This window comes from Marivirga tractuosa DSM 4126 (assembly GCF_000183425.1).
GTDB classification, from domain to species: domain Bacteria; phylum Bacteroidota; class Bacteroidia; order Cytophagales; family Cyclobacteriaceae; genus Marivirga; species Marivirga tractuosa.
The window spans coordinates 663603-682864 of sequence record NC_014759.1 but is presented as its reverse complement, the minus strand read 5'-3'; the positions used below and the strand labels follow the sequence as shown (position 1 = coordinate 682864).

14 protein-coding genes are annotated in these 19262 nt (G+C 35.6%); 9 read left to right on the top strand and 5 right to left on the bottom strand.

The features are described from left to right. Window positions 1–55: 55 nt before the first annotated feature. Both FTRAC_RS02665 and FTRAC_RS02660 read right to left on the bottom strand, forming a co-directional pair. The gene (locus FTRAC_RS02665; protein WP_013452688.1) at window positions 56–1693 is read right to left on the bottom strand and encodes an ABC-F family ATP-binding cassette domain-containing protein; all 1638 of its coding nucleotides are present in this window, start codon (window positions 1691–1693) and stop codon (window positions 56–58) included. Window positions 1694–1988: 295 nt separating this feature from the next. Then, window positions 1989–2762 carry an SOS response-associated peptidase gene (locus tag FTRAC_RS02660; protein ID WP_013452687.1) on the bottom strand — a complete coding sequence of 258 codons (774 nt, stop codon included), beginning with the start codon at window positions 2760–2762 and terminating at the stop codon, window positions 1989–1991. Between the two features lie 81 nt (window positions 2763–2843). Between FTRAC_RS02660 and FTRAC_RS02655 the strand changes: the two genes are divergently transcribed. Both FTRAC_RS02655 and FTRAC_RS02650 read left to right on the top strand, forming a co-directional pair. Further along, a complete protein-coding gene (locus FTRAC_RS02655) occupies window positions 2844–3779 on the top strand; it encodes a mechanosensitive ion channel family protein (RefSeq protein ID WP_013452686.1) in 936 nt (311 codons plus the stop codon). Window positions 3780–3812: 33 nt separating this feature from the next. Beyond that, a complete protein-coding gene (locus FTRAC_RS02650; RefSeq protein ID WP_013452685.1) occupies window positions 3813–4232 on the top strand; it encodes a Dabb family protein in 420 nt (139 codons plus the stop codon). Here FTRAC_RS02650 and FTRAC_RS02645 read toward each other — a convergent pair. Next, complete coding sequence (locus FTRAC_RS02645) at window positions 4229–4687, bottom strand: response regulator (RefSeq protein WP_013452684.1); 459 nt, start codon at window positions 4685–4687, stop codon at window positions 4229–4231. The genes FTRAC_RS02650 and FTRAC_RS02645 overlap by 4 nt on opposite strands. A 444-nt stretch (window positions 4688–5131) precedes the next feature. Then, window positions 5132–6799: a phenylacetic acid degradation protein PaaN gene (paaN, locus tag FTRAC_RS02640; RefSeq protein WP_013452683.1), complete on the bottom strand. Its 1668-nt coding sequence runs from the start codon at window positions 6797–6799 to the stop codon at window positions 5132–5134. A 125-nt stretch (window positions 6800–6924) separates the two neighbouring features. Here paaN and FTRAC_RS02635 point away from each other — a divergent pair, with 125 nt between their 5' ends. The 3 genes from FTRAC_RS02635 to FTRAC_RS02625 all read left to right on the top strand — a co-directional run bounded on the left by FTRAC_RS02635 (window position 6925) and on the right by FTRAC_RS02625 (window position 13901). Next, a complete protein-coding gene (locus FTRAC_RS02635) occupies window positions 6925–11130 on the top strand; it encodes a S8 family serine peptidase (protein WP_013452682.1) in 4206 nt (1401 codons plus the stop codon). 11 nt (window positions 11131–11141) lie between these two features. Continuing rightward, window positions 11142–12395 carry a competence/damage-inducible protein A gene (locus FTRAC_RS02630; protein ID WP_013452681.1) on the top strand — a complete coding sequence of 418 codons (1254 nt, stop codon included), beginning with the start codon at window positions 11142–11144 and terminating at the stop codon, window positions 12393–12395. 165 nt (window positions 12396–12560) lie between these two features. Then, entirely contained in the window at window positions 12561–13901 is a 1341-nt protein-coding gene (locus FTRAC_RS02625) for a dihydrolipoamide acetyltransferase family protein (protein ID WP_013452679.1), read from the top strand. A gap of 97 nt (window positions 13902–13998) precedes the next feature. On the opposite strand, the gene FTRAC_RS02620 is transcribed toward FTRAC_RS02625, so the two are convergent. Further along, window positions 13999–14682 carry an SIR2 family NAD-dependent protein deacylase gene (locus FTRAC_RS02620; RefSeq protein WP_013452678.1) on the bottom strand — a complete coding sequence of 228 codons (684 nt, stop codon included), beginning with the start codon at window positions 14680–14682 and terminating at the stop codon, window positions 13999–14001. Window positions 14683–14859: 177 nt separating this feature from the next. On the opposite strand from FTRAC_RS02620, the gene FTRAC_RS02615 reads away from it, so the two are divergent. The 4 genes from FTRAC_RS02615 (at window position 14860) to FTRAC_RS02600 (ending at window position 19249) form a co-directional block, all read left to right on the top strand. Then, a complete protein-coding gene (locus FTRAC_RS02615) occupies window positions 14860–15363 on the top strand; it encodes a hypothetical protein (protein WP_013452677.1) in 504 nt (167 codons plus the stop codon). Between the two features lie 73 nt (window positions 15364–15436). Next, window positions 15437–15976: a hypothetical protein gene (locus FTRAC_RS02610; protein WP_185094453.1), complete on the top strand. Its 540-nt coding sequence runs from the start codon at window positions 15437–15439 to the stop codon at window positions 15974–15976. Beyond that, window positions 15973–16803 carry a hypothetical protein gene (locus FTRAC_RS02605; protein ID WP_013452675.1) on the top strand — a complete coding sequence of 277 codons (831 nt, stop codon included), beginning with the start codon at window positions 15973–15975 and terminating at the stop codon, window positions 16801–16803. Before FTRAC_RS02610 ends, FTRAC_RS02605 begins: the two co-directional genes overlap by 4 nt. After that, window positions 16790–19249, top strand: a complete 2460-nt coding sequence (locus tag FTRAC_RS02600; RefSeq protein WP_013452674.1) for a leucine-rich repeat domain-containing protein — start codon at window positions 16790–16792, stop codon at window positions 19247–19249. The genes FTRAC_RS02605 and FTRAC_RS02600 overlap by 14 nt, the downstream gene beginning before the upstream one ends. The last annotated feature ends 13 nt before the right edge of the window (window positions 19250–19262 follow it).

The window sequence follows — 19262 nt, the reverse complement described above, 5'->3', positions numbered from 1 at the left end:
TCATATAGATACCTTTAGTCTATGTCCTTTCAATAATTTTAGGAGTTGAAAGCACTCAAATCTTCCGCTCGATCTCCTTCAAGTTTTCCATTTTCTTATTACGAAGGAATCCGCCAATATCTTCGAAATGTTCTTTTACACGCTTGTTGCCAAATTCAAATACTTTATTAGCTAAACCATCGAGGAAATCCCTATCGTGAGAAACTAATATCATAGTGCCCTCAAAAGCTTTTAAAGCATCCTTTAAGATCTCTTTTGTTTTGATGTCCAGATGGTTGGTGGGTTCATCCAGAATGAGCAAGTTAACAGGCTGAAGCAGTAATTTGATCATCGCCAATCGGGTGCGCTCTCCACCGGAAAGTACTTTTACTTTTTTATCTAGTGCATCACCACTAAACATAAAAGCACCTAACATATCTTTAATTTTAGTTCTTACATCTCCCTTTGCAATATTATCAACGGTTTGGAAAACACTTAGCTCGCCATCTAATAAAGCCGCCTGGTTTTGCGCAAAGTAGCCAATCATGCTATTATGGCCAACTTGTAATTCACCTTCATAATCAATTTCACCCATAATGGCTTTCACTAAGGTTGATTTACCTTCACCATTTTTACCCACGAAAGCAATTTTTTCGCCTCGAGCAATAGTCAGGGATACATCTTGGAATACAACGTGATCGCCATAGGATTTACTTAAACCATCGGCAATGACCGGATAATTGCCAGAACGCGGGGCAGGAGGGAACTTTATGTTCAGTGCAGCGGTATCTACTTCATCGACTTCTACAATCTCCATTTTTTCAAACATTTTCACACGTGATTGAACCTGAAGCGTTTTGGAATAAGTGCCTTTGAACCGATCTATAAACTGCTGAATTTCAGCTATCTGTTTTGCTTGGTCATCAAATTGCTTTTGCTGTTGTTCACGTCTCTCTTTTCGGAGTTCCAAATAGTGTGAGTAGTTGGTTTTATAATCGTAAATTTTGCCCTGGGTTATTTCAATAGTTCGATTGGTTAAATTATCCACAAAAGTTTTATCGTGACTAATGACCATCACTGCTTTGGCATGGTTTATTAAAAAATCTTCCAACCACTGCACTGACTCAATATCCAAATGATTGGTTGGCTCATCTAGTAGGATTAAATCAGGTTTTTTCAATAGAATTTTCGCCAATTCTATGCGCATTCGCCATCCACCACTAAATTCAGCAGTAGAGCGATCAAAATCAGATCGTAGAAATCCTAAACCAAGCAAAGTTTTCTCAACCTCAGCATCCACATTAATATCATCAATGCTATAGTATTTTTCGCTAAGTTCTGAAACTTGCTCAATGATCTTACTGTACTCATCAGATTCATAGTCGGTGCGTGTTTCTAACTGCTGATTGCACCACTCCATTTGATTTTTCATTTCCAAAATGGCAGCAAATGCTTTGGAAGCTTCTTCAAAAACTGTAGAGTCGTCTTCTGTTAAAAGATGTTGCGGTAAGTAGGCTATAACGGCATCTCCGGGAGCAGAAATTTTACCATAGGTAGGTTTATTTTCCCCCGCAATTATTTTAAGTAAAGTTGATTTACCTGCACCGTTTTTACCCATAAGGGCAATCCGGTCATTCTCATTTATATTGAAAGTAATGTTATTAAATAGGGTAGAGCCACTAAATTCAACGCCTACTGCATCTGCTGAAATCATATAGTATAAAATTAAGCTGCAAAGGTATTAATTAATTGGCTGATAAACTTAATGGCTTGTAAATGTTTGTTGGTTAAAGTCGATATGTTTTTGCAGTTTTTAATTCTGAATTTCAAATGTAATAGCAGGACTATTTCACCCCCTTTTTGGCGCATGCGTAATGTCGTTAAGTTAAACTTTTCGAAATATTCACTTTTCTAAATGTCTTGTCTTTTGAATAAAGCAAACTACTTATCTTTCTTTCCTTTTAGTCCTGTAAGGACGTCCTACCATAACAAAGGGTGAAGCCCTGTGTTTAAAACAACCCTAATTGCTCTCCAACCTCATGCTTTTCAATGATATCAGCAGATTGTAACTTATTCTTCTTACCTCTAATAGGTTTAACTGGCCATGCTTGCATCAAATCTTCATCATAGGGCTGTATAAGGGCTTTTACTTGTCCCTCACTACTTTTTTCTTGAATGCTCATGAGCCATTCTGATTCCAACTCTTCTGGTAAAATCAATGGCATTCTGGCTTCTTTCAATTTCGGGTTATTGTGAATTTCAGCCATTAAAGGATTGGCTTTTGTGGTGACTACGCTCACTGTCGATAGCCTTTTACCTGTTTCCGGATTTTCCCATTCTTCCCAAATTCCCGCTAAGCTAATAGGGCTATTATCCTTCAAGCTAATATAATAAGGAACCAATTGCTTTTGTTTATGATGATGTTCAAAAAATCCATCAACCATTACAATGCATCTTCTGTCTGTTGCTGCTTTTCTAAAGGCTGGTTTTTCAAATATGCTTTCCCCTCGGGCATTAATGGTTTTATTATGCATCTCATTTGCCTGTTTCTCATCTTTCGTCCAAAAAGGGATCAATCCCCATTGAAATAAATTAAATTCATCAGGGTTTTCATTGGTAATGACGGGCAATTTAGGATGTTCAAAGCCAGTAATATGGAATATTGGTTTGATAGGCTCACCTTTTTCATCAAATAAATTCTCCAAAGCACTCATGTCCTTATCAGGATGCCTTTTAGCATATTTTTTTTTCTTCTGCGTGATATAGCTGACATCATAACACATATCCTAATGATAAGAATTATTTTGGTTTTATGTAAATAATTGAGAACTTAAGAGTATAATACATAAGATAGCCGACCTAAAATGCAGGATAATAAAATTGATTCAGTTAGCAATGAATTTGAAAAACCATTAGATATCGTTTCGAATAAAATAGAAACTTGGGTAGAAGTCTTGGTAGACATGATTCCCAATATGTTGCTTTCCATTGTTTTACTGGTTCTCTTTATTGTTTTGTCTCGCCTAGTAAGAAAATTATTCATAAAAATATTTAGAAAATCATCGGATAATAAAGCGCTGGAAGGCCTGTTCTCTACTATTATCTATTACGCCATGATGGGCATAGGGCTGTTCATTATTTTGGATATTTTGAATTTGGATAAGGCAGTTACTTCATTATTGGCAGGGGTAGGGGTTGTAGGTTTGGCTTTAGGATTTGCCTTTCAGGATATTGCTGCAAATTTCGTCTCAGGGATTATCTTGGCTTTTCGAAAGCCTTTTATGATAGATGATGTAGTGGTGGTTGGCGATTTGATGGGAATCGTGAGCCGTACAAATTTACGGGTGACTGTTATCAGAACCTATCAAGGCCAAGAGGTTTATGTGCCAAATAAAGATGTCTTATCAAATGCCATCACCAATTATTCAATATTAGGTGAAAGGAGAATTGATTTGGGAGTTGGCGTTTCTTATGGCGATGACTTGCATAAGGTCCGTGATTTAGTTTTAGAAACATTGCAAAATCTTGAAGGTGTAATCCGCAAGGAAGATATGATATTTACCTACAAAGAATTTGGAGACAGTTCCATTAATTTTGAAATTAAATTCTGGATTAAATTTCCTGATAATCCATCTTTTTTGGAGATGCGATCCAAGGCTGTTATGGCAATTAAAGATGCATTTGATAAAGAGAATATTACCATTCCATTTCCAATCAGAACATTGGATTTTGGTATAAAAGGAGGGGAGAAGTTATCGGAAATGAACCTAGGGCCTAATAATGGTTTAGGTAGTAAGTAGCTTGTATTTGGTTTATAACAAACAATTAATTCAATGAAGAAGATATCTTATTTTTTATTTCAGGTTTCGATTGGCTTGTTGATGATTTCTTGTGCTGAACCTAAAAAGAAGCAAATGCCAGAAACCGGAAGTATGCTTCAACATAATGTCTATTTTTATTTAAATGATAGTATTTCCAATTCAGATCGGAAAGAGTTCGAAAAAGGACTTCAAAAGCTCCTTTCAATTGATGCTATTCATAAATCGGAAGTAGGCCTAACAGCTGATACTAAACCGCGAGAAGTCACGGATCATGACTTTGATTATTCTCTTTTCATTTGGTTCAAATCAAAGGATAATTACGAGATATATGCCGAGCATCCAGATCACATGGAATTTATAGAAAACTACCAAAGCTTATGGGAAGCAGTCAAAGTTTATGATTCCCAAATCATAAAGCCAAATTTTGATTAACTTAGTGGTCTACAAAAAAAATCCTTATGGTGATTTGCGTTTAGTAGTAGAATATCCTCATTAGCTTTCCGCTCGGTCAAAAATTGATCCATGACATGTAGTTCCAATGGTTTTTCTAAATAAAGATCAGCACCATTTTTCATCGCAAATTCTTTATCGTAATCACAGCTGGAAGAAGTTAAGATAATCACTGGGATATCCATTAATTCCGTAGTGCTTTTGACTTCCACCAATACGGCAAAGCCATCGCTCTTGGGTAAGTTTAAATCTAAAAGAATTACCTCTGGCTTTTCTGCAAATAAAAATGGGCCTCTTTTGCTCAAATACAGAATGGCTTCTTCAGCTGAAGTTACTGAATTGAGGATGGTTAAACCGCTTCTTTGGTTTAATATTTCCTGGGTAATGAGGATGTCGGATTCATTGTCCTCTACAAGTAAAATGTTTAATGTATCCATATCCTTACAACTAAAGTTTGTAGGCTTACTGATGATGCTACTAATTAATTAAAGGATGGATGATGATGTTTGACAAACTTAATAATCTATACGATATATAACTATATTTAGATTTTTGTTTTCGATGAATTAGAGATATTGATAGATTGATTGGAGTTCTGTACTTATGTTGTTTTCAGTTTATTTAAAATATGCGTTTAAAATGCTTTAATTACCTGTTTGTGAACCTAGGTAAAATTACTAATTGATTATAGGTGATATACTTAAGACTATTTTAAGTTAGTCTCTTAATTTTATAGAATTGTACTTTTATCATGCTTTCTTATTCACTTCTGCAAAGTCTCCTTTTGAGCTGAATACTAGTCAAAGTTAAGTTTTACCAGTTTCAACATAAAAAAACCCAAGCTGAGAGGCTTGGGTTTTGAATAAATTGCTAATTCCAATTTAACCTTCAGCAGGCTCTCTAAACCCTACCCAAGTAAATCTTTTGATCACATATTCAGGGTTAGTCAAAGAAGCATTTCCAGCTGGATTTCCACCTGTTACATGGAAATCAGAGAAACCGGCATTCTGATTGACATGAATAGCACCTGTTAAATTAAAGCTAACTGAAGTGGCCGCCATTCCCATTTTGTCCATGATCAGATTTTTTATGGTGTTATCAGTTGTATAGGCTGCACAAGAGATTGCACCATGGATTTCGGCTAAACTTGAAGCTAAATCCACTGATTGATTTGTGTCTTTAGTTTTGATTAGTAAAACTACTGGGCCAAATAATTCTTTAGTGAATTTTTCTTCATCAGAAGCCGGCATTTCTACAACGATTGGTGTTGCAGTTCTTGCCTTTTCAAACATCGGATTTGCAATGGCTCTGCTTTCTAACCAAACCTTGCCTCCTAGTTTTTTAGCTTCTTCAGTATGACTTAATGTATTTGGATTTTGAATTGCACCTAATACAAATGGTCCTGCTTTAGGGTTGTCTACTAAACCGTTGATGTTTGCAACTAGTTTTTCTGCAAAATCATCAAAGCTTACTTTTCCATCAGGAGTGTTGATGCCATCTTCAGGAATAAAGAAGTTTTGTGGACAAGTACACATCTGACCAGAATACAAACAAACTGAAAAGGCCAAATTCTGAGCGACTTTGTCAATATTTTCAGCGGAATCTAAAATCACTGAATTTACACCGGTTTTCTCGGTGAAGACTGTTTTACCTTCTAATCCTTCCAAATAGCTTCCGAATGCAGAGCTGCCAGTGTAATCAATTAATTTAATGGCTTTATTTTCTGCTAAATCTTTAGTGATCATTTTATCATAAGTATCGGGAGCCAATTGACACACATTTGGGTCAATTCCGTTTTCCTTTAACACTTTCTGGATTTCTGAAACCACTATCGCCATTGGCAAGATTGCACCTGGATGTGGCTTTACGATACAAGGATTACCTGTTATTAAGGAAGCATATAATCCTGGAACTGAATTCCAAGTAGGGAAGGTGCTACATCCTACCACCATGCTCAATCCTTTTGGCATTGGTTTCCAGCTTTTATTCAACTGCACATTGAATTTACCCATTGGCTTATCCCAGAATTTCTTTTCAGGGAATCTTTTCAATTCATCATAACCAAATGCAACAGCTTCCATCGCACGGTCAGCTGCATGTGGTCCTGATGCTTGAAATGCCATCATATAACCCTGACCAGTTGTGTGCATTGTGGCATAAGCATTTTCAAAGAAGCGTTCTTTGAATCTATCCAAGCTTTCCACCAATATAGCCGCCCTGTCATCAATAGGAGTGTTTCTCCATTGTGTCCAAGCTTTTTGGCTTCTGTCAATCAAAGTTTCAGCGCTAAAAGAAGGATATAAAATTCCCAATGGTTTTTGTAAATAAGGAGATTCTTCTTGACCCACCCAAGCTTCTGGATCAGCTTGCAATAAATCTTCAAATTTCTTATCTAAACTTGCCTTGAATTTGTCCTGACCATCTTTATCTGCAGTTTCTCCGTAAATCTTAGGAGATGGATGTTCAGGATATTGTGCATAGAAAGAGCGATCATGAACAGCATCTATTGCCTTTTTTAATGTGTCTTTGTGCTTTTCGTATAAACTCATGGATAATATTTTTAAATTTGCATTAATTTCTCAAGGCTTAAATATACATTTAAGATTTGAAGCGAGAAAATGCTTTTCTATCGAAGGGAAAGTTTTTGGAAAAAACAACAAATAAAAATCAACCTATGAAGTACATTTTACCGCTTTTGCTGAGTGTTTTTATTTTTCAGCAAAGTTTGGCTCAGGATTACGTTCCAGGGCTTATTGTAGTGAAACTCAAGGATGAAGACCAATCCAACAGAAAAGAAAATATTAATGCGCTAAGCCTAGATCTACTAGAAAAAGATAGTAAAGTTGAAAAAATCCAACACTTAGGAAAAAAAAGGAACTTTTTCCAAAGGAATGAGCAAAAAAGCCGCTTGGATAACATTTATAAACTAGAAATCCAGGAGGATATTTCAGAGCTGGAATATATAAATTATTTACAGAGCTTTGGAAATATTGAATATGCAGAGCAATATCCAAACGTAAAACCACTTTATGTACCTAATGATCCCGAGGCTCAATTTGGTCAAAAGCAATTTCACTTAGCGCAAATCAATGTTTATGATGCATGGAATATCACTAAAGGAGATGAAGATATTGTCATAGGAGTGATTGATACTGGAGCTGATTTGGATCATGAAGATTTGGTTTCAAACTTATATTTAAATGTTGATGACCCAATTGATGGGATAGATAATGATAATGACGGCTTTGTAGATAATTATAATGGTTGGGACTTCGCAGATAATGACAATTCGCCCGAAGCAGATGGAAGTACTCATGGAACGGGTGTCACGGGTATTGCTGCTGCAGCTACGGATAATAATACAGGTATAGCTGGCATTGGCTTCAATACGAAATTTATGCCCATTAAAATATTTCAAACCGAGAGCAATTTTTCTAGAAACAGTTATGAAGCCATTATTTATGCAGCGGATCAAGGCTGCGATGTAATAAATCTTTCTTGGGGTAGTGCTGGAAGATACTCACAGTTTGCTCAGGACATTATTAATTATGCAGCACTGGAAAAGGATGTAGTGATAGTCGCAGCAGCTGGAAATACGGATGCTGAACTCGATTTTTACCCTGCTTCTTATGATAATGTACTTTCTGTAGGCTTTGTAAATTCGGATGATAGTCGAAATTCTAATGCGACATACAGCGATTTTATTGATTTGGTAGCTCCAGGATCAGGGGTTTATACGACCCAAAATGATGATGCTTATGCTGCGGATGGGGGATCATCTTATGCGGCTCCTATGGTTGCTGGTGCTGCTGCTTTGGTTCGCTCAGTTTTCCCAGAATGGAATGCATTGCAGGTTATGGAGCAATTGAGGATTAGTTCTGATGATATCTATGATGTAGCAAGTAATAGTGATTTTCAATATAAATTCGGAAAGGGTAGGTTGAATATTTTCATAGCTTTAGCAGATTATGAAACGCCATCCATCCGGATCTCGAAGGTGGAATACACCAATGGTTTAGAAGAAGCAGCTTATTTTGGCGATACATTGGATATCACAGTGGAATTCACCAATTTCTTGGAAGCTGCTGAAAATGTGAATGTGAGTTTAACTTCATCTAGCCCCTATGTCAATATCCTTCAAGGCGATTTTAATATTCAGACTTTAGGAACTTCAGAGAAGATCACAAATGAAAACAAGCAGTTTAGAGTAGTGCTTTCTGAAGATTTACCTGAGGATGAAGCCTTGAATTTCAGAATCTTATTTGAAGGGGAATTTTATAATGATTATCAGTCGTTCCAAATTCAAAGCAGCCCTAAAATTAGATTGTTTCAATATAACGGATGGGAATTTGGGTTTACAGCAACAGGGAACTTAGGTAGAAGCTATGCTACACCATTTTCTAATTATGCTGTGGATTTTGAGGGCAAGGGATTGATTGATCACATGGGGCTGATTTTATCAGCAGGAAAAGATAGCCTAAGAAGAAATACCTTGGTAAACGCAACTGCATTTCAATACCTGGAAGATTTTCAAAGTTGGAAACCGCTCAAAAGATATGATGACATTACTGCTGATTTTGATGTAAGGAGCATTTTTAAAGAACAGGATACCACCTCAAGCCCATTAAATATTTACATAGATCAACGTTTGCTGGGATGGAATGATGAAAGCAATATTTTAATTCATCAATATCAACTGCAAAATAGGAGTGAAACAAGTTATGATTCAGTATATTTTGCCCTTTTTACGGATTACGCGTTATCAGAAAAAACGGATAACAAAGTAAGTTACGATAGTGCTTATCAACTTTCCTATGCCTACAATGAAGCTCAAGATGAATTTGTGGGATTGAGTTTTATGGGAAATCAAGACTCATTATTTTATGCCTTTGATTTAGCTGAAGAAAATGGGCATAACAGTGATTTGGAGAATGACAGTTTAAAGCAAAATATTATTCAAAATGCTTTACAAAATCCCTTTGAAAAAAGGCAAGCTGGAGAATTAGCTGGCGGGAACAATGTTGGAGGACTGCATGGACTTATGATTCCTGAATTTCCAGCAACTAGTTCACAATCCTTTTCTTTTGCTTTGTTGAGAGCCAATAGCTTAAAGGAATTACAAGGATTAGTTAAAAAAGCACGTGAAAAGGATTCTTTAGCTGTTTTAAACCCACCTTTTGAAAAACAAATTTTCATTTGTCAGGATGATACTCCTGTTTTGGAAGCAAAAGAGGGATATTCATTTAAAGTCTATGCTAGTCCTTCAGTGGATACCACCTTATATGAAGGTGCTAGCTTTGAAACTGACATTATTAGTAATGATTCTACCTTCTATATTGAGGAAATCGATACTGCAGGTATTACTTCTATTAGAAAAAGATGGGTATTAACCATTACTAAGCCGTCAGCCAATTTTAATGTTCCTGTGGAGCCATTAATGCTTGCGCCAGAAATTGATAATACTTTCCGTTTTACAGATCAAAGTATAGACGCTGTAAGCTGGGACTGGACGTTCAGTAATGGATATTCATCATCAAATCAGCATCCTAATATTCCTATTGAAGAAGCAGGAGAGTATGATGTTGAATTAATTATAAGTAATATTGAGGGATGCAAGGATACCTTAAAGCAGAGCTTTCAGGCGGTAATGAGGTCACCTAAACCACAAATTGCCAATCAGGAAATATGTAAAAATTCAAATCTAACTATCCATGATCCCACTATTGCTGAAATCACGATCTATAGTGATAGTTTAATGGGTAATCAGCTGTTTTCAGGAGCTGAATTTACTGTTGAGAACTTAACTCAGGATACGGTTTTTTACGTTCGAAATGAGACAGGAGAATATCCGTCTAGCTTAGCTAAAGTGGATGTGAAGATTGTTCCTATTTCTGCAAAAATGAATGTTAATTTGGATTTAGATTCTTCACATGAGAGTATGTTGGGATTTGCAGTAAGTAAGAGTGAATACGCTACTGATTTGATTTGGATGATGGGGAATGATACATTAAGCACGCAAAACGAAATTTATTTTAATCTCATTGATTTGAATGATAGACAATTGAAATTGATTGCTATTTCGGAATCGGGCTGTATAGATTCTACCATTTATGAAACAATTAGAAGCGATGTTCCTGAGTTTGATGATTACTATTTATGTCAAAGTCAATCAGTTAGTTTATCTGCCTTAAATACTAATGCTGTGTATTATTTTGCTGATGAAAGTTTAAGTGAATTTATAGGGAAAGGCCCGGAAGTGATACTGTCTGAAGTAGCCAGCAATAGCACTATTTTTGCAGTAAATGTGGAAAAAATTGAACCATCAGCAGTAGTTGAAGTACCAATATTCGTAAGTGATCTTTCAGCTGATTTTACTGTTTCACATGATACTCTGAATCTTGCTTTTGAGCAAAGCATAACATTAGAAGCCACATCGGAATCTGCGAATCAATGGATATGGTACTTTGATGGACAAGAAATTGGCAATACTAAAAGTTTGCAATATGAAATGAATCAAGCTGGTGTATTTAAAATTGAGTTATCAGTATCAGATTCATTGGGATGTAATACTTTATCTGAAAAGGAAATTGTGGTTTTCAATGATCCTCTTCTGGGTACAAAAAATGAGTTGAAATCTTATTTTTCCATATTTCCTAATCCGGCAGATAAACTAATCCACTTAACTGGTGATGGTCAGTTTAAATATGACAGTTATTCGATTATTGATACTAAGGGAAAGGAATTAATGAAGGGACAGAATGATAAACCTATCATTCAAACTGAAATTATAGACATTTCAGCATTAAAGGAAGGTCCTTATTATTTAATTATAAGAAAAGGCAAACAAGAAGCCTCCTTTTTATTTGTTATAAGACGTTAAAAAGTTTAAAGATGATGCAAGATATTTATGCCGAACTCATTTCAATTGGAGATGAAATATTGTACGGACAAACATTAGATACCAATTCTCATTTTATCAGTGCTGAACTTGATAAACTAGGAATTAGAGTGAAGAGAAAAGTGACGGTGGCCGATAATAGGGAGGCCATGATGCGAGCCTTCAAAGAAGCAGAATCCAATGCAGATCTGATCATCATAACCGGAGGATTAGGACCAACCAAGGATGATTTGACAAAACCACTTTTAGCTGAATACTTTGATTGTGGGATGAGGCTACATGAGGATATATTGGAAGACTTAAAGCAAAGGTTTGCTAAGCGAGGAAGAGAACTAAATGAATTAAACAAAGGGCAGGCTGAATTACCAGAAAAATGTCAGCCAATAGAAAACAAATACGGAACTGCTCCTGGAATGTGGTTTGAGAAAGATGGAAAAGTATTTATCTCCATGCCAGGTGTTCCCAAAGAAATGAAATATATGATGGAAGACACCATCATTCCAAAATTTAAAGAAATCTATAAAGCCCCAGTTCTCATTCATAAAATGGTGAAGACGGTAGGAATTCAAGAAAGCATCTTAGCCGAAAGATTGGAGGACTGGGAGAATAATTTACCTCAAGAAATAAAGCTGGCATATTTACCTGGTTTAAATCAAGTAAAGTTGCGACTGACTGCTTCAGGAGTAGATGAGCAGCATCTTCAAAATTTGATTCATAAAGAAGTAGAAAAATTATATGAACTGATTGGGAAGTACATTTATGGAACTGATGATACTAATCTTCCAGCTAAAATAGGTGAATTGTTGAAAGAAAAAGCTTTGACAATTGCATGCGCTGAAAGTTGTACTGGAGGATACATTGCTCATCTATTTACATCAAATGCAGGAAGCTCTGAATATTACAGAGGTGGTATTAATCCTTACCATAATGACTTAAAGATCAATATACTGGGAGTAAAGAAAGAAACAATAGAGCAGCATGGAGCAGTAAGCAAGGAAACGGTTATTGAAATGGCTGAAAGAGTACGTGAACTTTTTGGTGCTGATATTGGTATTTCAACCAGCGGAATCGCGGGTCCTGGGGGCGCAACCAAAGAGAAACCAGTGGGTACAACTTGGGTTGCTTTGGCAGATGGTATGAATACCCAAACGAAATTGTACCATTTTCAGTTTGATAGACAGAGTAATATTGAGATTACCTCTAATTCGTTATTAAATTTGGTTCGGCAAACTTTAAGCTCAAAATAATTGAGAAAAAGTTTATAAATGCTAATTTTGTACAAATTTGATTTGGTTTTACTATGGGAACTGAACCAGTCAGGTTTAATATATTATTATATAAAGGAAAATGTCCTTTTGAAAATTGATTATATTTCAAGAAGTTTTTCATTTCAATAAACGACTAATTATTACATGGCAACGGTAGAAATGGTAATGCCCAAGATGGGCGAAAGTATTATGGAAGCAACAGTGCTTACCTGGTTAAAAAAAGAAGGTGACACTATTGAAGAAGATGAATCAGTATTGGAAGTAGCCACCGATAAAGTGGATACGGAAGTCCCTGCGTTGGAAGCTGGTGTTTTAAAGCAAATATTGGTTCAGGAAGGTGATGTTGTAGCAGTTGGGAAGCCAATAGCTATTATAGAAACAGAGGGAGGTGCTTCTGCCGATAGCGATAATACTGGAGAAAAATCAGAAAAACAGCAAAGCCCAGCACCAGCTACTGCAACTGCTGAAACAAGTTTATCTTCATCAGCAGGAAATAATGGTCATGATATAGCCGCTCGTTCTGAGTCTGGTCGATTTTATTCTCCTTTAGTTCGAAACATTGCTAAAGAAGAAAATATTGCAATGGATGAATTAGAGGGTATTTCAGGAACTGGAAAAGATGGGAGAGTAACCAAAAAGGATATTTTATCATATTTAGATAATAGAGGTTCAGCTCCTGTTCAAGCTCCGAGTCAGCCAAGTAGTGCTCAAGCTGCTCCAAGTCCTCAGCCAGCTGCGCAACCAGCACCGCAAGGAGTTCCAGTTAGTATATCCGGTGACGATGAAATCATCGAGATGGATAGAATGCGTAAGATGATTGCTGGTAGAATGGTGGATTCAAAACGTATCTCTCCGCATGTTACTTCATTTGTTGAAGCGGATATGACCAGCGTGGTACAATGGAGAAACAAACATAAAAATACCTTCAAAGAGCAAGAGAATGGTAATCTGACATTTACTCCGATCTTTATTGAAGCCGTAGTAAAAGCAATAAAGGATTACCCAATGATCAATGTTCAGGTTGATGGTGATAGAATCATCAAAAAGAAACACATTAATATTGGTATGGCAGTAGCACTTCCAAGTGGTAATTTGATTGTACCAGTTATTAAAGATGCTGATCAATTAAATATCAGAGGTTTGGCTAATAAAGTGAATGATTTAGCGAGGAGAGCACGTGATGGAAAATTGAAAGCTGAAGAATTAGAAGGTGGTACATTCACCATTTCTAATGTTGGTTCATTCGGAAATGTAATGGGAACACCTATCATTATGCAACCACAAGTTGGTATTTTGGCTTTAGGAGCTATTGTAAAGAAACCAGCTGTACTGGAAACGCCTCAGGGAGATGTTATAGCGATTAGACATAAAATGTTCTTATCCCACTCTTATGACCATCGAGTAGTGGATGGTTCTTTAGGTGGAATGGTTGTGAGAAGAGTAGCAGACTATTTAGAAAAATGGGATGTAAAAAAGGATTTATAATTGATTATTTGATTATTGATGGATTAAGAAAAGAGCTGCAAAACAGCTCTTTTCTTGTTTTGTGAACAGCTCATCCTGTTCGCATCTTTTATTTTGATCATACTAATATTTCTTTCAATTGCTTCATTCCTTCCACAGCACTTTTGGCTATAGCCGTTACTTGATTACTTCCATAATATTCTGGAGTACTTGGGTCAACCACATAGATAGGAACATCTTTGCCAACTTCATGAATTAGACCAGCTGCAGGATATACTTGCAGGGAAGTGCCGACCACCAACAATACATCTGCAGAAGCGGTAATACGAGCAGCTGGCTCTATCATGGGTACCATTTCCCCAAACCAAACAATATGAGGCCGTAATTGAGAGCCTTTTTCACATAAATCACCTTCTTTTATTTCCCATCCTTCTAATTCATAAATAAGAGTTTCATCTACGCTGCTTCTTGCTTTTTTAATTTCTCCATGTAAGTGCAAGACATTGGACGAGCCGCCTCTTTCATGTAAATCATCAATGTTTTGAGTGATGACTTGAACATCGTAATAGTCTTCTAATTCTGCTAATATTTTGTGAGCTGCATTAGGTTCTGCCTCTAAAACGGCTTTTCTTCTTTGATTGTAAAAATCTAAAACTAAGGACTGGTTTTGAGCCCAGCCTTGTGGTGAGGCAACCTCGATCACGTCATGTCCTTCCCAAAGTCCGTCAGCTCCTCTAAAAGTTGGTATTCCACTTTCTGCACTTATTCCTGCTCCGGTTAAAACAACTAGTTTCTTTTTCATATTTTAATATTTCAATTCATTAATATGGATAGAATGATGTTATTTGACTTCAATATAATAATTGATACTTAGGTTTACCAATAACATAGATTTATCGATAAAACAATTATTTTTATCGATAAATATAACTTTTTATTAATAATACGTTACAAGTCATGTACTAAACAATTGTATGAAATGAATAAATTGAAATCCATTTTTAGGCTTACTGCCTTGTGTTTGATCTTAAGTGCAGGCTTATTTGCTTGTAAGAGTAGTAAAAAAATGGCGGATGCATCCAAAGATGCTGATACCACAGAAGAACAACAGGAAAGACCTGATGATACTACAGTCGACTTGGAGTCTCCAAAGGCATCAGAAACTGCCGATACGAAGATTTCTGAAGAAGAAATATCAAACAAATTAGATCAGTACTTTGATGCAATAGCTAATGCATCTGGTAATACTGCAAGAGCGAATAGCAATATCAATGAAGCAAAATCAATGTTTGCTTCTCCAGATGTCCCCGTTTTGATTATCATTAATGAATCTACTGACGGAACCAAAGACTATGATGAGCCAACCAATATTTTGGATTATATGAATTATTTGAAAGATCAAGGTAAAAACCTTAATGATATTTACAAGGTGAAAACCAATGATAGAGGTAGAATTACTGAACTTGAATTGATTCGCAAATAATTTATTGAAATCACATAAACTTAAAGATATGAAAATATTAAATTTAAAATATATAGCTATTACAGCTCTTTTGATGAGCTTCTCACTGGGTGCAATGGCTCAAGAAGACAATGTTTCCCCACAAAGAAAACAAGCAATTGATTCTTTGGCTTTAGAGAAAGTAAGAGACTTAAGTAAGTATATCAGCATAATAGGAGACAAAAAAACTGCTTATTCTGAAGCGAATAGAGTAATGGATAGGGCAGAAGAATTATTTGCGCCTGATAGTGAAATGGGTGTTTCTTCCTTAACTACTGAAGAAATAGAGTATTATAAAGTGAGAAAATACTTTGAGCGTTTAATGGCCTTGAATTACGATAACGTAAAAATTAGCTGGTATGACATTCATTATATCAGTGATTTGGAAAAGCAACCTGACGGTAAATATGTTGGAGTTGTGACAGTTTACCAACGTTTTGAAGGAACTTCTGATGATGGGCTAAATTACAAAGACACCACTAAAAAGGACATCACTATTTATGTAGAGAAAAAGAAAACTCAGATCTCTGGTAGAACTATCGAATTCTGGGATGTGATGCTGGGTGATATCCGTGTGACTGAAACTTCTTCATGATACGAAGCCTTTTAATTAATATATTGATATGCTTACCTTTCATGCTCCCTGCGCAAATTGTGCAGGGAGATGGAAGTACCCGTGATGAATCTGAACTCTATGCTTCGACTAAACAGGTAAACCAGTTTTTCAGACGATTTAATGGGGAAGAAGACCAAAAAGGAAGGCGTTTTTATGAAGGAGATAAAGAATTTCGGGAAGTTTCCTTGAGAAAAAATTATATCACCTTGCTTTTTGACCGGGAAAATGAAAATATTCCTTCAGAGCAAAAAAAATCATTTATAAATGATGTAACCGACAAACGCAACCCTAAATTTCTTGATTTCCACAAAGAGGGCTGGTTTGCTGAAGTAAATGCGGTTTTCTCAAGAAACGGAGAGGAAGAGAATATTTTGCTATTCTTTAAAATTCAAGAAGAGGGAAAAGGTTATGAATGGGTGCTAGACCAAGTTTCTTCTAGCTATTATCAGCAATTCTTTGAAAAGGATGAAAGCGAAGATAAAGCATTTTTACATCCTATGAGCCACGAATTGGATTTTATGAATTTGCATAAATCCTTAAGACAAGAAAATGCTGTGGATTTCACAGGAGATAATTTTAAGGCAGATCCATTATCTATTTTTCTATTTGAAATGGCTTCCAAGCAGATTCAATTTAAAACAGTTACAGGCTCAAAATTTCATTTCTTCCAGTGTGAGGGATGGTATTTTCAAATTGCCGAATACAATCGAAGAGGTTATAATAGCGGATGGTTGATTTCCGACTTAACTCCCATTAAAAAAGAAGACGTCCCACAATTGAAAGCATTTATCTATGAAGCAAAATAATGCCCTTTTAATTCTTTTAAGCTTGCTTTTTGTGCTAAGTATTAATGTATACGCTCAGGAAGTAGAAGGATTTGAAAAGCAGGAAATCGAATCCTATAAATCCAAAGCGGAGGATCAAGTCCGTTTTTTGGAATATTTGCTAAATACGCTTGGAAGCAAAGATGCCAGCCATAGAGATAAGGATGTTATAATAAGGGAAAGCTATTTGAAAATTTTCAGGGATAGTAAAGTTCAAATCGAAGATGATTTAACGGAGAATCGTAATGTCTTGATTAATAAAGATGTAACGGCCTATTTAAAGGATATTGAATTCTTTTTTCAAAATGCTAAATTTGATTTTGATATTAAATCAACCGAACCCTTTTTGAGAGATAATGATGAATTATCTTTTAAAATTGAACTCAATAGAACTTTAAAAGCCACTGGAATAGAAGGAGAGTCCATTCTCAATACTAAAACCCGATTTGTGGAGATTAATTTGGATAAAGAAAAGGACGAACTTCAGATCGCAAGTATTTATACTACTAAAGTCAGTAGAGATGAAGCCATTAAAGAATGGTGGAATAACCTGTCATTAGGCTGGAAAGATATTTTCCGAAAAGAAATGCAAATAGTTAAAGATAGTGTTGAAATCAATCAATTAAATAGAATTGCTTCGATTGATTCTCTAGATCTATCAGAAAACAATTATTTAGTCAGTTTGGCACCCTTAAGTTTTTTGGTGGATTTAGTATATATCAATTTGAGTCATACAAAAATTGAAGACATAGCTCCCTTAAGTAGTTTGACCGAACTCAAACATTTAGATATATCAAATACAGCCATCGAAGATTTAAGTTTCCTGCGCTATGCTGAAAATATGGAGCATTTGGATATTTCATTTACGCCCATTCAGAAAATTGGTGAATTGGAGAACCTGAGCGCTTTAAAGGAATTGCATTTGAATGGGGCAGATATTCGTGATTTTGAAGTATTAGGGAACTTCAAGAATCTGGTAAAACTAGATTTAAGCGAGACTTTCTTTAATAATCCGGAAGTGTTTGCAGAAATGAAAATGCTGGAAGATCTCAATATGTCAAGAAGTAATTTATCAAAGCTGACGGATAAAATGAGTCCTGAGACATTACAAAAGCTGGATATTTCATTTGCTTTTATTTCTGATTTGTCTCCATTGAAGAATTACAATAGTCTGGAGATTTTAAATATCAATAATACGCAAGTAGAAAGCCTAGACCCATTGGAAAGATTAGAGAAACTGGAAAAGATTTATGCTGATAATACTTTCGTGAGCGAACAGGAAATTGATGATTTTATTGATGCCAATCCCAGGAAATTATTGGTAGTTAATTCGGAGGAATTATCAGAATGGTGGACTAATTTAAATGAGGGTTGGAAGGATGCGCTTTCTGTATATTTGGATGGGCGAGTTACGGATAAACCTGAAAAAGAGCAATTGACTAAGTTATTGTTGAGAGATAGTTTAAATCTAGATAATAGCACTTTAACTGATTTGAATCCATTAGTTAAATTCTCTAGATTGCGTTATTTATCTATATCCAATAATAAAATTAAAAGTCTAGCACCAATTGAAGGTTTGAATTCCTTAACTGTTTTGGAGGCTGAAAATGTAGGCTTAAATTCTGTGAAATCGATTATTCGATTGAAGAAACTCAAAAGATTGAATCTAGCTCAAAATCAATTGTCGGAACAACAGTTTTTACAATTAAGCAAGTTGAATAGTTTATCTGTTCTAGATGTAGACAAGACAGGTATTAAAAAATCAACAGTGAAAAAATTCCTGGCTCAAAAAACCACAGAATGTTCTGTAATTTATGATAAAGAAGGTGTCGATACTTGGTGGACTGATTTGGATGAAACCTGGCAATCAATTTTCAAACTGCAATTTCCTTTAAGTAAAATCCCAACTTATAAAGAATTGCACGATCTTACCGCTATCAGAAGTATTGTGATTATTGATGAACAGATAAATGACTTAAGCCCATTATCTCAATTTGTGTCATTAGAAGAATTGTATTTGGAAAGGGTAGGTGTACTTAATCTTGAAAGTATTTCTGTTGTTAGGGATTTGAAAACCTTAAGTATAAAAGAATGCCCAATTGAAGATTTAGAGCCTTTAAACCAACTATATGATTTGGAAAAATTAATTTTGGATTTTACTGCAGTCGCAAATCTAAAGCCACTGGAAGAAATGCAAAGTCTTGAACATCTCAGTTTGGCGGGCTCACAAGTAAGAAATCTGAAAGGAATTGAGACCTTGATTGGTTTAAATTATCTAGACATCTCTAGCACGCAAGTCCGCTGGATTGGAAAGTTGGAATTATTGGATAATCTTCAGGAGTTTATCTGCTACAATACTAGAATCTTTGATTTTAGCCTTAAGAAATTTAAAGAAGAACATCCCGATTGCGAGGTGAGGTTTTATTAGTTTCTAGTGTTCA

What these genes read in the sequence shown, in the direction of transcription:
- FTRAC_RS02630 (WP_013452681.1), top strand. Translation starts at nt 11,142, where the DNA reads ATGATGCAAGATATTTATGCCGAACTCATTTCAATTGGAGATGAAATA.
- FTRAC_RS02645 (WP_013452684.1), bottom strand. Translation starts at nt 4,687, where the DNA reads ATGGATACATTAAACATTTTACTTGTAGAGGACAATGAATCCGACATC.
- FTRAC_RS02600 (WP_013452674.1), top strand. Translation starts at nt 16,790, where the DNA reads ATGAAGCAAAATAATGCCCTTTTAATTCTTTTAAGCTTGCTTTTTGTG.
- FTRAC_RS02660 (WP_013452687.1), bottom strand. Translation starts at nt 2,762, where the DNA reads ATGTGTTATGATGTCAGCTATATCACGCAGAAGAAAAAAAAATATGCT.
- paaN (WP_013452683.1), bottom strand. Translation starts at nt 6,799, where the DNA reads ATGAGTTTATACGAAAAGCACAAAGACACATTAAAAAAGGCAATAGAT.
- FTRAC_RS02620 (WP_013452678.1), bottom strand. Translation starts at nt 14,682, where the DNA reads ATGAAAAAGAAACTAGTTGTTTTAACCGGAGCAGGAATAAGTGCAGAA.
- FTRAC_RS02655 (WP_013452686.1), top strand. Translation starts at nt 2,844, where the DNA reads ATGCAGGATAATAAAATTGATTCAGTTAGCAATGAATTTGAAAAACCA.
- FTRAC_RS02665 (WP_013452688.1), bottom strand. Translation starts at nt 1,693, where the DNA reads ATGATTTCAGCAGATGCAGTAGGCGTTGAATTTAGTGGCTCTACCCTA.
- FTRAC_RS02650 (WP_013452685.1), top strand. Translation starts at nt 3,813, where the DNA reads ATGAAGAAGATATCTTATTTTTTATTTCAGGTTTCGATTGGCTTGTTG.
- FTRAC_RS02615 (WP_013452677.1), top strand. Translation starts at nt 14,860, where the DNA reads ATGAATAAATTGAAATCCATTTTTAGGCTTACTGCCTTGTGTTTGATC.
- FTRAC_RS02635 (WP_013452682.1), top strand. Translation starts at nt 6,925, where the DNA reads ATGAAGTACATTTTACCGCTTTTGCTGAGTGTTTTTATTTTTCAGCAA.
- FTRAC_RS02625 (WP_013452679.1), top strand. Translation starts at nt 12,561, where the DNA reads ATGGCAACGGTAGAAATGGTAATGCCCAAGATGGGCGAAAGTATTATG.
- FTRAC_RS02605 (WP_013452675.1), top strand. Translation starts at nt 15,973, where the DNA reads ATGATACGAAGCCTTTTAATTAATATATTGATATGCTTACCTTTCATG.
- FTRAC_RS02610 (WP_185094453.1), top strand. Translation starts at nt 15,437, where the DNA reads ATGAGCTTCTCACTGGGTGCAATGGCTCAAGAAGACAATGTTTCCCCA.